Raw genomic sequence first — 12,771 nt, forward strand, 5'->3', positions numbered from 1 at the left:
AGGGCAGGCGCAGCACACGTGCGCATTGGGGCCGATGCCCTCGTCCTAGACGACGTTCCCACCGAGGGAATGCACCAATTTTTTCCCTGTTTCGGGATGTTGCGTTGCAGTATGCTTAGCCCCCCAAACAGAACGTCCAGGGGTTGTCGTGCACACTGCCGACCGTGCGGAACACCCGACCGATGCACCCGCCACCCACACGCAAACCGGCCTCGCCGGACTCGCCGTTGCCGCGATTGGCGTCGTCTACGGCGACATCGGCACCAGCCCGCTCTACACGCTGAAGGAAGTATTCAACGGCCCGCACGCCGTGCCGGTGACGCCGGAAAACGTGTACGGGATCCTGTCGCTGGTGTTCTGGGCGCTGATGCTGGTGGTGTCGGCGAAATACGTCGTGTTCATCACGCGTGCCGACAACCGCGGCGAGGGCGGCATCATGGCGCTGACCTCGCTGGCGCTGCGCGTGGTCCCGGACGGCCGCAAGGCTTGGGTGCTATCGTCACTGGGCGTATTCGGCGCAGCGCTGTTCTACGGCGACGGCATGATCACGCCGGCGATCTCGGTGCTGTCGGCGGTCGAAGGCCTTGAAGTCGCGACACCGGCCTTCGCGCCCTATGTGCTGCCGATCGCGCTCGTGGTCCTCGTCGGCCTGTTCATGATGCAGCGCCACGGCACCAACCGCGTCGGCGCGGTCTTCGGGCCGGTAATGGTGTGCTGGTTCCTCCTGTTGGCGGCACTGGGCATCTCCGGCATCCGCCTGCACCCGGAAATCCTCGGCGCGCTGAACCCCATGTGGGCGCTGGGCTTTCTCGCCGACAACCCGCTACTGGGCTGGCTCGGCCTGGGCGCCGTGGTGCTCGCGATCACCGGCGGCGAGGCGCTGTACGCGGACATGGGCCACTTCGGCCGCAAGCCGATCAAGCTCGCGTGGTTCACGGTCGTGTTCCCGGCCCTGTACCTGAACTACCTCGGCCAGGGTGCGCTGATCCTCGAGCACCCCGACAACGTGCGCAACCCTTTCTACCTGCTGGTGCCGGACGAACTGGTCTATCCGATGGTCGGCATGGCGACGCTCGCGACCATCATCGCGAGCCAGGCAGTGATTTCGGGCGCCTATTCGCTGACGCGCCAGGCGATGCAGCTCGGCTACGCGCCGCGCATGCGCACAATCTTCACGTCGGCGCGCGAGATGGGCCAGATCTACGTGCCGAGCATCAACTGGATGCTCCTCGGCGCGGTGATCGCGCTGGTCGTCGGCTTCCGCTCGTCGAGCGCGCTGGCCTCGGCCTACGGCATCGCCGTGACGATGACGATGATGATCGACACGGTGCTTGCCTTCGTCGTCGTACGCGCGCTGTGGGGCTGGGGAAAAGTTCAGGCAGGCATATTCCTGGCCGTGTTCCTCGCCGTCGATGTCGCCTTCTTCTCCGCAACCACGGTGAAGATCATCGCCGGCGGCTGGTTCCCGCTGTTGATCGGCGCGGTGATCTTCACCTTCCTGACGACCTGGAAGCGCGGGCGCGCGATGCTCAACAGCCGCATCCGCACCGATACCATCCCGCTCGACCTGTTCATCCATTCGATGTTCACCAGCCCTCCGCCGCGCGTCGCGGGCACCGCGGTGTTCCTGACGACCTGGCTCGACGGCGTGCCGCGCGCGCTGCTGCACAACCTGCTGCACAACAAGGTGCTGCACGAGCGCGTGGTGCTGCTGAAGGTGCACACCGCGGATGTCTCCCACGTCGAGGAAAAGGACCGCATCGAGGTCGAGGAGATCGACTACGGCTTCTACCGCCTGGGCCTGACCTTCGGCTTCATGGACGATCCGGACATCCCCGCCGAGCTGGTGCGCTGCGCCGAGCACGGGCTGGCCTTCGAGACCATGGAGACTTCGTTCTTCCTCGGCCGCGAAACCATCGTCCGGCGCATGGGCTCGGGCATGGCACGCTGGCGCGAGCGCCTCTTCATCGTCATGTTCCGCAATGCAGGCAGCGCGGCCGACTACTTTCACCTGCCGCCGAACCGCGTTGTGGAACTGGGTACCCAAGTCGAGCTATGATCTAAGGTAATCGGCCTTCCGGCCAGGGAGGGTACGTCCGCATGAATTGGATCGTCTCGGCAGTACCCGGCCGCATCCGGATCCGCGACACCCGGTTGCGCGACGCGGCGCGACAGGAGCGATTGGGCGCCATCCTCGCGGAAATCGACGGAGTCGTCGAAGTCGAGGGCAATCCGCGCACCGGCAGCATGCTTTTGCGCTATACCCCGGAACACACGACGCGCGTAGAGATGGAAGCCCGCGTGTCGGCCGCCGTCGGCACCGAGCTTGCGCCGCAGCCTGTCGCACAGGAGCCAGCCCCCGCCCGCACGCCGCGACGCTGGCAGCGCGACCGGAAGCTCAACACCTGGGCGAAATACGGCATGCTCGGTAGCCTGGGCGTCTCGCTCGCGCTGGCCGCGGCCGGCAGCAAGAAGGCCCACGCGGCCACGGGGGGGCTGTTCCTCGGCCTGCTCGGCATCCATATGGCGGTACACCGCCGTCATCTGTTCAAATAGCCGGCGCAATTCCGCCGCCACTCCCGGATCGATCCACACCATTCCATGGACGCCTTCGAGCAACTGCAACGCTTCTCGCGCAAGCTGCGCATCGCCCACCACATCCCGGGGCGCATCCGCCTCAAGCTCGAGGCCGATCTCGACCAGGGCCAGATGGACGCGATCGGCGATGCGAAACGCTTCGGCCAGGCGCTCGACGACATCCCCGGAATCCGCTCGGTCAAGCTGAACCTGCTCGCCCGCTCATGCACCGTCGAGTACGACACCGGGGCGATCCCCGCCACGGCGTGGCCGGACCTGCTCGGCGGCGTGCGCTCGCCTGCGGCCGAGGTCCTGCTCGACATCCTCGTCGCCAAACACCGCGAGGTGACGGATGCGTAACTACGACGAGGCGATCCTGCGCGGCCGGCGCATCCTGCGCAAGGCGCCGTTCCCGACGGCGCACCAGGCGCTGCGCATCGCCCTGTACGACGAGTTCGCCGCCCGCGCCTTCTTCGGCAAGGCGGTCGAAGCCTACGGGCCGCGGGAACCCTTCGCCGCCAGCCTCAAGGCCGCCGAGGCGCGCATTGCGACGCTCGCGCGGCAGTGCCGGCGCCACGGCGTGGCGAGCCCGCTCGATCCATTCCCGCAGGAGACCAGCCTCGCCCCGGGCTGGCGCGCGAACTGCGAACGCGCGCTTGCCGGGACGCTCGGCCGCCTGCAGCTGTACGAATCGCTGATTTCGCGCACCGACGCCGGCCTGCGCAAGAGCCTGCGCCGCCTGCAGGCCGAGGATGCGCGGCAGCTGCAGGTTTGGCACGACGCGGTGGCGGAGGCGCTGCGCCTCGAAGAGCTGCACGCGCAGGGCGGCGTCGCGCCCGATGAGGCCCACATGGAACACGGCGTGCTCGGCGACTTTCTCGAAAGGACTTTCTCGGTGCTCAGTGGCCAGCACGCCGCCATCGGCGTCGTCGGCCCGCTGCTGGGCAAGCTCAATCCCGCACTGCTGGCCGGCATCGCGGCCGGTGGCGCGGGCGTCCTGCTTGCCCGCGGCAAGCGCAATTTCACTCAAGACGGCAAGGAGGGATGAGATGTATCCCGTGCTTCCATTCGCAATCGGCGCCATGGTCGGCGCCGCGGCCGTGCGGCTGCTGAAGACAGTCAGCCTGCGCGGCAGCCTCGACAAGGCGCAGGAGAGACTGCGCGACGCGACGATCACCAGCCTCGACGCGATCGAACACTCGTCGGCAGGACTGAAGGCGAAGCTGGTGACGCCCGCCCCCGCAAAACCTGCGGCACGGAAGAAGGCGGCTGCATCGGCGCCGGCAAAGGCTGCAGCGGAAACTGCCGCCAAAACTGCCGCCGAGACCGCGCCGGAAGCAGCTCCCGCTCCGAAGGGCAGGCGCCGCAGCAGCAGCCCGGCAGCCGGCACCGCCAAGGCGGCCGCTGCGGCCAAGGCGAGCGAGGCCGCCGCGCCGCGCGCGCGTACGCGCAAGAAGGCCGCGCCGCCGGTTCCGCCTGCAGACACCGGAGACTCGGCCTGATGCGAGCGATGCGCAAGCTGCCGGTCAAGGTGAAGGCCGGCGAGATGCCGGCGAATTTCGTCCGCGGCTTCGTCGCCACGGGCCTGCTCGCGGCACTGCAGGAGCCGGCCGGGCGCGCCACGCCCGCCGCCGGCCGGGCCGTGCTGAAGCAGGCGCTGCAGGGCGGCACGGCGCTGGCGGCCGGATGCGCCGCGGCCGACGCCTGGCAGCGGCAGGACCTTCGCGGCATGCTGGTGGCCGTCGCGGGCGGCGCCGCAGGCCTGGTCGCGATCGATTATCTGGCGCGCAAGTCCGCGCGCGGCAGCAACGGAAAAAGGGAGAAGCATCTTGGGCAAGAAGAAACACAAGAAAGCGCGGCATGAGGACTACGCCGCCGGCTACGCGCCGGGCGGCTGGGGCGCCGGCTACGGCATGCCGGGCAGCGGCCCGGCCGGTCATGGCTTCGACGCAGGACTGCTGCACGCGATGCCCGGCCTGCTGAAATCGCGCCAGTACGACCAGTTCCTGCTCGGAGCCGCGATCGGCGCGGCCGCCGCCTACGTGCTGAGCGACGAGGAACTGCGCGGCAAGCTGCTGAAGACCGGCATGAAACTGTATGCGGGCATGGTCGGCGGCGTCGAGGAGTTCAAGGAACAGATGGCCGACCTGAAGGCCGAAGTCGAGGCGGAGCAGCACGGCGGCGCATGAGCGGCGGGTCGTGGTTCCGCTCGCTGAGCGTCGCGCACCGCACGCGCGGACGGGTGCGCTTCCGCTTCGCGTGCGTGCCCGGCACGCCCGCGGCAGCGCTCGCGATCGAGCGCGCGGCGGAGAACATCCCGGGCGTGAATGAGGCGCGGGTCAATCCCCGCGCGCATTCGCTGGTGCTGACTTTCGACCCCGCGGCGACCGGCGTCGAGGCCCTGCATCAGGCCGTCGCGGCACTGCACCCGCCGGGCGCGCGCGCGGCGCGCGCAAAGGCCGCCGCCGTCGAGGGCGGTGCGGGGCCGCTGGTGGCGAGCCTCGCGACCCTGCTGGGCACCCCCTACCTGCCCGCATCCGTGCAACTGCCGGTGACGCTCGGCGCCGCGGCGCCGCTCATCAAGCACGCCCTCGACGACTACCGCGACAACGGCATCTCCTCGCATGTGCTCGAGGCGCTGGCGGTGTCGATCTCGCTCGCGCGCGGCGATTTCAGCGCGGCCAACACCACGACCTTCATGTTGGCGCTCGGGGAATACCTCGAGGACTCGATCGCGCGGCGCTCCGACGACCTGCTCAAGCACCTGCTGCGCCCGTCCAGCGACGAGATCTGGGTCGTGCGCGACGGGCAGGAGGTGCTCGTCCCCGCGAGCGAGGTGAGCGTCGGCGATACGGTCGTCGTCGGCACCGGCGCCGTGGTCCCGGTCGATGGCACCGTGCTCGGCGGCGAAGGGACGGTGAACGAGGCGGCGATGACCGGCGAGAGCGTCGCGGTCGTTAAAGGGCGCGGCGACTCGGTGCTCTCGGGCACGCTGATCGAGGAAGGCCGGCTGCAGATCTACGCCGAGCAGGTCGGCACACGCACCGCCGCGGCGCGTATCGCCGACTACGTCGAGCAGTCGCTCACGGCAAAGAGCGAGGCGCAGCTGGGCGCGGCACGCCTCGCCGACCGCCTGGTTCCCATCGTACTCGGGCTGGCCGGCTCGACCTACCTGTTGTCGCGGGACTGGCGCCGTGCGGCCGCGGTGCTGCAGGCCGACTATTCCTGCGCACTGAAACTGGCGACGCCGGTCGCGTTCAAGTCGGCGATGTACCGCGCCGGGCGCACCGGCATCCTCGTGAAGGGCGCGAGCGCGCTGGAGCGCCTGGCCGAAGCCGACACCTTCGTCTTCGACAAGACCGGCACGCTCACGGCCGGCCGGCTCGCGGTCACCGATTCGGTGACGTTCGACCACAGCTTTTCCGCCGACGACCTGATCTGCCTCGCCGCGTCGGTCGAGGAGCATTACTTCCACCCCCTCGCGCTGGCGGTCGTCGCGGCGGCGAAGGAGATCTCCGGCAAGCACTTCGATCACCAGGAGGTGCAGTTCATCGTCGCGCACGGCGTCGCCAGCGTGGTCGACGGCCGGCGCATCGTCGTCGGCTCGCGCCACTTCATCGAGGACGACGAGAAGATCGACGTATCGGCGCACGTCGACACGATCGACCGCCTGTACCGCGAGGGCAAGACGCTGCTGTACATCGGCTTCGGCGGCACGCTGCTGGGCGTGCTGGCGCTGAAGGACGAAGTGCGGGCCAACACCGCCGCGACCATCGCGCGGCTGCGCGGACTGGGCGTCGAGCGAATCCTGATGCTCACCGGCGACCACCAGGAACGCGCCGCCGAACTCGCCGCGGAGCTGGGCCTCGACGCCTTCCATGCCGAACTGCTGCCCGAGCAGAAGGCGCACATCGTCGAAGAGCTGGGCCGGCAGGGCGCGCGCATCGCCTTCATTGGCGACGGCATCAACGACGCCCCCGCGCTGGCCGGCGCCCATGTCGGCGTCGCGATGCAGAAGGGTGCCGACATCGCCCGCCTGACCGCCGACGTCGCGCTGCTGGAAGACGACATCGGCTGTGTTGCCGACGCCAAGGCGCTCGCGCAGGCGACGATGAAGCGCATCCGCAACAACTACCGCCTGACGGTCGGGCTCAACACCGCGATCCTCGGCGCCGCGGCGGTCGGCCTGCTGTCGCCGGTGACGACGGCGATGCTGCATAACGGCAGCACGATCGCGATCCTGCTCAATGCGCTGCGCGGCCGGTCGGGCTGATACGCCTGCCGGCGCGAACACGACGATACGGCGCGGTCCGGCATTGCGGCCGTTCGCGCGCTGGATGACTCGCGCCCTGCTCGCCTGCGCGCTCGCGCTGTCGTGTTTCGTCACACTGCAGGCCGGCGCGGAGACTATGCCGGAGCAATGGCAGGGGGCCGCGTTCGCCGGCGACCGGGCGGCCCTCGAGAAACTCGCCGCTGCCGGGGCCGGCGTCGTCCGTGTGTATGGCGAGTCCGACGCGTGGGTGCTCGACGCGGCACGACGCCACGGCTTGCGGGTGGTGATGGGTGTGTCGGTCGCCTATCCGCTCGACGCCGGCGCGCTACACGCGCAGGAGCAGGCCGTCCGCAACTTCGTCGAGCGCCACCGCAAGCATCCTGCGCTGCTTGCATGGGGAGTCGGCAACGAGGTCGAAGCCGGCGCGACCGACCCCTTGCCCGCGTGGCGCGAGATCGACCGCCTCGCAGGCATCATCAAGGCCATCGACCCGGCGCACCCGACCCTGATGGTCGCCGTCGATGGTGAGCTCGAACGCCTGAAGCAGCTCGCCGCGTGCTGCGCCAATATCGACCTGCTGGGCATCAACGCCTATGCGGGCGCGGCGTTCACGCTGCCCCAGCGCCTGCGCGACGCCGGCATCACGAAACCGGTCATCGTCAGCGAACTCGGCCCGCTCGGCCAGTGGCAGGCGGGGACGAAGCCGTGGGGCGCGCCGCTCGAGCCGACGAGCAGCGAGAAGGCCGCCTTCTTTCGCGACGTGCTCGCCTTCCTGCGCACCCAGCCGCAGATCGCCGGCGCCTTCCCCTTCCTGTGGGGGGCGAAGCAGGAGCAGACGGAGACGTGGCACGGCCTGCTGCTCGCGGACGGCAGCCTCACCGCGATGAGCGACGCACTGACGCTGGCGTGGGGCAAGCCGGTCGCGGAGCCTGCGCCGGCCATCCGCGGCATCGGCATCGCGGCGGACGAGTTCGCACCGGGCCAGGAAGTCTCGGCCGGGGTGGATGCCGCGTCTTTCGACGGAACGGCCCTGCGCACCGAGTGGAAAGTGCTGGCCGAAGCGACCGACCTGCGCGGCGGCAGCGGCATCGAAACGCCCCCGGCGCGCATTGCGGTACCGGTGCTGCACGCCGACGCGGCCAGCGTGCGCTTCCGCGCCCCGCAGCAGCCGGGCGCCTATCGCCTCTTCATCACCGTCCGCGACCACAAGGGCAAGGCTGCGACCGCAAACCTGCCCTTCCTCGTGCGCTGACGCGGGTCGGTGGATCGGCGGGAGGAGCCGAAGGCGTATCCCGCCATAGGCCGATCGCCGGGCCAATAACCGCGCGCCCCCTCAATCCGAAAGTTGCGGCCGGGAGCCCTTGCCGCCGACGCGCCGGCCGACCACATGCATCTCGCACTGCTTGCAGTCGAAGCGCAGCGTCAGCGGCTCGCGCACGACGCGCCCGTCCTCGCCGCGCTCCTGCCACAGCGTCATCGGCTCGGGGCGGATGCCCTTCACCTGCTTGGGGCACAGGTTGAAGCTGTAACGCAGGCAGTGCTTGGTGATCATCAGCGACACGAGCCCGTCCTCGTGGTTCGCCTCGAAAGCGTCGGCGATCAGTTCGACGCCGTGCTTGCGGTAGAACTCGCGCGCGCGGGCGTTGAAGACGTTGCCGAGGTAGTTCAGCGAAGTGTCCGGATAGCGCGCAGGCGGCTCGACCGGAACCGCACGCGGCGGGCGCTGCCACGCCGCTTCCCGCGCCGCAAGCAGCGCCTCCGCTGCCGCGCGGCGCAACGCGTTGAGCTGCCCGACCGGCACGAACCAGGGCCGTGCCGTGTCGATCGCCACATCATCCGGCGCGGCGGCGAACATCGTGCCGCCGAGCTTCGAGAGGCTGTCGCGCAGCGTCGCCTGCGCGCGCAGCGGGTCGCGCGCCTCGGCCCTGTCGCAGGCGAGCGTTGCTGTCGCGGCGATACCGGTTTCGTCGGTGATCGTCAGCGCCAGCCCGTCCGCCGCATCGGCCAGCCGCAGCCCGACCTGCACGCGACGTTCGGCCGACTTGCCGGCGAGCTGCTTCTCGAACGCGTGATCGACGTTGCGGTACAGCGTCGCGCCGCTCACGAGCCCCTGCGGCAGGTCGACGAGCTGGAGCCGGTCGCCATCGACGCGATTGACGCGCGCCCCCTGCAGCTCGCCCGCGGCGTTGAACCATGCCAGTCCGTCGCCGTTCGCGAGCGGCTCCCCAGCCTCGACGGTGACGAAGCGCCCGCTCACCCCCAGCACGCGGCCGATCGGGGCACCGACGAACTTGGGCGACTCGAAGGATTCGATGTCGCCGTGGCGGCCATTCACGAAATAGTCCGTGCTGCCGCGGTTGAAGGTCTTTTCGGGGCGCGGCGCGAAGGCAAAGGTCGAACGCCCCGCCGAACTGCGCGCGAGTTCGGGCCGCGCCTCGCGGATGCGGTCGAGCTCCTGGCGGTAATGCGCGGTCACGTTCTTCACGTAGGCCAGATCCTTGAGCCTGCCCTCGATCTTGAACGAGCGGACACCGGCGTCGATCAGCGCCGCGAGGTTCGCCGTCTGGTCGTTGTCCTTGAGCGACAGCAGGTGGCGGCGCTCGGCCACCGGCGTCCCGTCCGCATCCTTCAACGACCACGGCAGGCGGCACATCTGCGCGCATTCGCCGCGGTTCGCGCTGCGTCCGGTGAAGGCGTGGCTGATCGTGCACTGGCCCGAATAGCTCACGCACAGCGCGCCGTGGATGAAGAACTCCAGCGCACAGCGCTCGCGCTCGGTGGCGTCGGCAATCGCGCGGATCTGCCGCAGGTCGAGCTCGCGCGCCAGCACGATCTGCGAGAAGCCCACGTCCTGCAGGAAGCGCGCCTTGGCCGGCGTGCGGATGTCGCATTGCGTGCTCGCGTGCAGCTGGATCGGCGGCAGGTCCAGTTCCAGCAGGCCCATGTCCTGCACGATCAGCGCATCGACGCCCGCCTCGTAAGCCTGGACGACCACCTTGCGCGCCTGTTCGAGTTCGTCGTCGCGCAGGATGGTGTTGAGGGCGAGCAGCACGCGCGCTGAATAGCGGTGCGCGTGCGCGGCGAGCGCCGCGATGTCCGCCATGCTGTTCCCGGCCGAGGCGCGCGCGCCGAACGAGGGTCCGCCGATATACACGGCGTCAGCCCCGTGCTCGATCGCGGCGATGCCGGATTCGAGGTTGCGGGCGGGGGCGAGGAGTTCCAGGGCGAAGGCGTGCGGCATCGGGAGAACCGGCAAATCGAAGGAGGCCCGGCAGCGCGCCGGCAGTGCCGAATGATAGGACTTTTCGTGCCACACCGCAGACCGCTGCGGGAATGCCCTTTCCGTGGTCGCAGGGCCTTATCCGCCATCGGCCCCCGGCTGCAATGGCGAGCCGTTCATTGCGCGCCCAACCTGTAACAAGAGTTTTCGGAATTCCGTGAAGCAGATCACGGGAACGCCCACCGGGTTGTACCTGGGTCCAATACCCCACTTCATTCGCGAATCCTAAACTGTCACCAAGTGTAAGAGGATTCGTGCGCGGCTGCCCGGCAGCCTCGCTTAACGGTTAGAGGAGCAGGGAAAATGGCACAAGCGATTGCGGTAGTCGTGGCGGTCACGGGCAGGGCTTTTGCGCGCGACGTGAAAGGCAACCTGCGTCCGCTCAAGGCGGGTGACACGCTGCAGGAAGGCGAAGTGGTCATCACGATGTCCGGTGGCCACGTCGAACTGGCAATGTCCGATGGCGCGCCGATGGTCGTCTCGGCCGACCAGGTCGTGACCCTGACCTCCGAGGTGTCCGCAACGACCCGTCCGGGCCGCGAGGACGCCCAGGTCTCGCAAGGGACCGTCGACCAGGTGATCCAGGCCCTTGAACAGGGCGGCAACCTCGACGACCTCGAAGCCCCTGCGGCCGGCCTGGCCGGCGGCGGTGGCGGCGGCGAAGGCAACAACTTCGTGCGCCTGCTGCGGATCACCGAAGGGGTGGGGCCGCTCGAGTTCCGCTTTGCCCAGGAACCGTCGGCCCAGCTCCAGCCGGAAGAGCCGGCACCGATCACCCAGGAGGCGCAGCTTCCGGGCGCGACGGTCACGCTCGGCGACATCTCGGTGTTCGAAGGCACCGGCACGGCGACCATCACCGCGACCATCAGCAGCCCGGTCACCGGCAGTGACCTCGTCATCACGCTGAGCAACGGCGCCATCATCGTCATCCCGGTAGGCTCCACCACCGGTACCTCGACGCCCTTCCCGATCCAGGGCGATGATCCCTACATCGACGCCGAAACCTTCCCGGTCTCCGTCGTCGACACCACGGGCAGCGGCTTCAGCACCGTGACGCCCACCGGCCCGGCCACCGTCGAGGTGCGCGACACCATCGACCCGACCAACTCCTCGCTCAACGTCACCCTCGAAGCGGCCCCGTCGCTCACCGAGGACGGCGCCACGCTCACCTACGTCGTCACGCTGAACGCTGCAGTGCGTCCGGGCGACGATCCGGTCACGATCACCTTCACCGACCTGGCAGGCAACACCCAGACCATTACGATCAGCGAAGGCACGAGCGGCTCCCTCGCGGTCCCGATTCCCGAATCGCTGTTCGAGGACGTCTATAAGGAAGCGGACGCAGTCCTGCCTGTCGCGACCAATGTCACGCTCGCTGGTGGCTCCAACTTCGAAGCGCTCAACCCGCCGACGGTCGGCAACGTGACGCTCGTCGACACCATCGACACAACCACGGTCACGCTCAATGCGTCGAGCGAGGTATCGGAACTGGGTGGCACGATCACCTACACCGCCTCCGTGGCGAGCGCTCCGCTGGGCACGCCGCTTGAGCTCACGCTATCGAATGGCGCCGTGATCGTGATCCCGGTCGGCAGCCTGACCGGCTCGACCGCGGTCACGCTCACAGAGGCCCAACTCGCCGCGATCACCGGCGACAACGTCACGGTAACGATCACCAGTGCCACCGGCGGCACCTATGAAGCGCTGAACACGTCCGACGACGCGATCACCCGCATCGACCGGATCATCAATGTCGACGGCGATACGATCACGGTGAACGAAGCTGGTCTCGTCGGCGAAGGCGGCACCGTCACGCCCGTCACGGCCTCCGGCAGCTTTGTCATCACCGCGCCCGACGGCGTCGGGTCGCTCACGATCCAGAACCTCACGATCGGTGACATGCAAGTGATCGTCAACGGCGTCTTCACACCGACTTCGGCCACAACTCCGCTTGGCAATACGCTGTCGGTGACTGCATTCGACCCGGCAACCGGTACGATCACCTACAGTTACACGCTCAACGCCGCCGAGACGCACACCCAGCCCGCCAACGACACCACCTTGGTCGAGCAATTCGGCGTCGTGGCGACGGATGGCGATCCGGTCGATCCGAATGTCGCGTCGTCGCAACTTACGGTGACGATTGTCGATGATGTGCCGAGCGTGACCGTCACCGCCACCGGCGAAGGCAGCGTCACCACCGACGAGACCACCGACCTGGGCAGCACGATCACGGCCAGCGCCGCGGTCGCCAACATCAGCGCCCTCACCGGCGCCGACGGCGGCACCACCAACGTCAAGCTCGTCGTCGACGTCGCCGACTCCGGCCTCACCACCGTCGATGGCAAGGCCATCACCCTCGTCGCCGACACCAACGACAACACCGTCCTCGGCCGCTACGACAGCGACGGCAATGGTTCACTCGACGCCACCGCATTCACCGTCACGATCAGCGACGCCGGCGTACTCAGCGTCACCCAGAACGTCGCCCTGCACCATCCCGACGACACCAACCCCGATGACCCGGTCACCCTCGCCGGCAAGCTCTCGCTCTCCGTCACCACCACCGACGGCGACGGCGATCAGGCCTCCGACACCCTCGCCATCGGCAACCTCGTTACCTTCGAGGACGACGGACCGA

General features: G+C 68.8%; 11 protein-coding genes. 10 read left to right on the forward strand and 1 reads right to left on the reverse strand.

The window, feature by feature from the left end; translation table 11 throughout:
• Nucleotides 1-148 precede the first annotated feature (148 nt).
• The 9 genes from F464_RS0121460 (at nucleotide 149) to F464_RS0121500 (ending at nucleotide 8,102) form a co-directional block, all read left to right on the forward strand.
• The gene (locus F464_RS0121460) at nucleotides 149-2,059 is read left to right on the forward strand and encodes a potassium transporter Kup (RefSeq protein ID WP_018991918.1); all 1,911 of its coding nucleotides are present in this window, start codon (nucleotides 149-151) and stop codon (nucleotides 2,057-2,059) included.
• A 41-nt stretch (nucleotides 2,060-2,100) separates the two neighbouring features.
• Complete coding sequence (locus F464_RS0121465; protein ID WP_018991919.1) at nucleotides 2,101-2,556, forward strand: HMA2 domain-containing protein; 456 nt, start codon at nucleotides 2,101-2,103, stop codon at nucleotides 2,554-2,556.
• 45 nt (nucleotides 2,557-2,601) lie between these two features.
• Nucleotides 2,602-2,937: an HMA2 domain-containing protein gene (locus F464_RS0121470; RefSeq protein WP_018991920.1), complete on the forward strand. Its 336-nt coding sequence runs from the start codon at nucleotides 2,602-2,604 to the stop codon at nucleotides 2,935-2,937.
• The gene (locus tag F464_RS0121475) at nucleotides 2,930-3,625 is read left to right on the forward strand and encodes a ferritin family protein (protein WP_018991921.1); all 696 of its coding nucleotides are present in this window, start codon (nucleotides 2,930-2,932) and stop codon (nucleotides 3,623-3,625) included. The genes F464_RS0121470 and F464_RS0121475 overlap by 8 nt, the downstream gene beginning before the upstream one ends.
• A gap of 10 nt (nucleotides 3,626-3,635) precedes the next feature.
• On the forward strand, nucleotides 3,636-4,079 hold the full coding sequence (locus tag F464_RS30055) for a hypothetical protein (protein WP_157354044.1): 444 nt from the start codon (nucleotides 3,636-3,638) through the stop codon (nucleotides 4,077-4,079).
• Nucleotides 4,079-4,441: a hypothetical protein gene (locus F464_RS29250; protein ID WP_018991923.1), complete on the forward strand. Its 363-nt coding sequence runs from the start codon at nucleotides 4,079-4,081 to the stop codon at nucleotides 4,439-4,441. The genes F464_RS30055 and F464_RS29250 overlap by 1 nt, the downstream gene beginning before the upstream one ends.
• Nucleotides 4,407-4,766 (forward strand): hypothetical protein, encoded by a 360-nt coding sequence (locus F464_RS31425; protein ID WP_018991924.1) that lies wholly within the window; start codon nucleotides 4,407-4,409, stop codon nucleotides 4,764-4,766. The genes F464_RS29250 and F464_RS31425 overlap by 35 nt, the downstream gene beginning before the upstream one ends.
• Nucleotides 4,763-6,850, forward strand: a complete 2,088-nt coding sequence (locus F464_RS0121495) for a heavy metal translocating P-type ATPase (protein WP_018991925.1) — start codon at nucleotides 4,763-4,765, stop codon at nucleotides 6,848-6,850. Before F464_RS31425 ends, F464_RS0121495 begins: the two co-directional genes overlap by 4 nt.
• A 64-nt stretch (nucleotides 6,851-6,914) precedes the next feature.
• On the forward strand, nucleotides 6,915-8,102 hold the full coding sequence (locus F464_RS0121500) for a glycoside hydrolase family 2 TIM barrel-domain containing protein (protein ID WP_040395686.1): 1,188 nt from the start codon (nucleotides 6,915-6,917) through the stop codon (nucleotides 8,100-8,102).
• A gap of 81 nt (nucleotides 8,103-8,183) precedes the next feature.
• On the opposite strand, the gene F464_RS0121505 is transcribed toward F464_RS0121500, so the two are convergent.
• A complete protein-coding gene (locus F464_RS0121505) occupies nucleotides 8,184-10,091 on the reverse strand; it encodes a peptidase U32 family protein (protein WP_040395687.1) in 1,908 nt (635 codons plus the stop codon).
• A 342-nt stretch (nucleotides 10,092-10,433) separates the two neighbouring features.
• On the opposite strand from F464_RS0121505, the gene F464_RS0121515 reads away from it, so the two are divergent.
• A partial coding sequence (locus F464_RS0121515) for a retention module-containing protein (RefSeq protein WP_018991928.1) occupies nucleotides 10,434-12,771 on the forward strand: 2,338 nt, incomplete at its 3' end.

This window comes from Aromatoleum toluclasticum ATCC 700605, assembly GCF_000378245.1.
GTDB classification, from domain to species: Bacteria; Pseudomonadota; Gammaproteobacteria; order Burkholderiales; family Rhodocyclaceae; genus Aromatoleum; species Aromatoleum toluclasticum.

Bases quoted from the DNA above. Each gene is read 5' to 3' on its own strand.
- F464_RS0121465 (WP_018991919.1), top strand. From the start codon at position 2,101: ATGAATTGGATCGTCTCGGCAGTACCCGGCCGCATCCGGATCCGCGAC.
- F464_RS0121470 (WP_018991920.1), top strand. From the start codon at position 2,602: ATGGACGCCTTCGAGCAACTGCAACGCTTCTCGCGCAAGCTGCGCATC.
- F464_RS0121475 (WP_018991921.1), top strand. From the start codon at position 2,930: ATGCGTAACTACGACGAGGCGATCCTGCGCGGCCGGCGCATCCTGCGC.
- F464_RS29250 (WP_018991923.1), top strand. From the start codon at position 4,079: ATGCGAGCGATGCGCAAGCTGCCGGTCAAGGTGAAGGCCGGCGAGATG.
- F464_RS0121495 (WP_018991925.1), top strand. From the start codon at position 4,763: ATGAGCGGCGGGTCGTGGTTCCGCTCGCTGAGCGTCGCGCACCGCACG.
- F464_RS0121500 (WP_040395686.1), top strand. From the start codon at position 6,915: ATGACTCGCGCCCTGCTCGCCTGCGCGCTCGCGCTGTCGTGTTTCGTC.
- F464_RS0121505 (WP_040395687.1), bottom strand. From the start codon at position 10,091: ATGCCGCACGCCTTCGCCCTGGAACTCCTCGCCCCCGCCCGCAACCTC.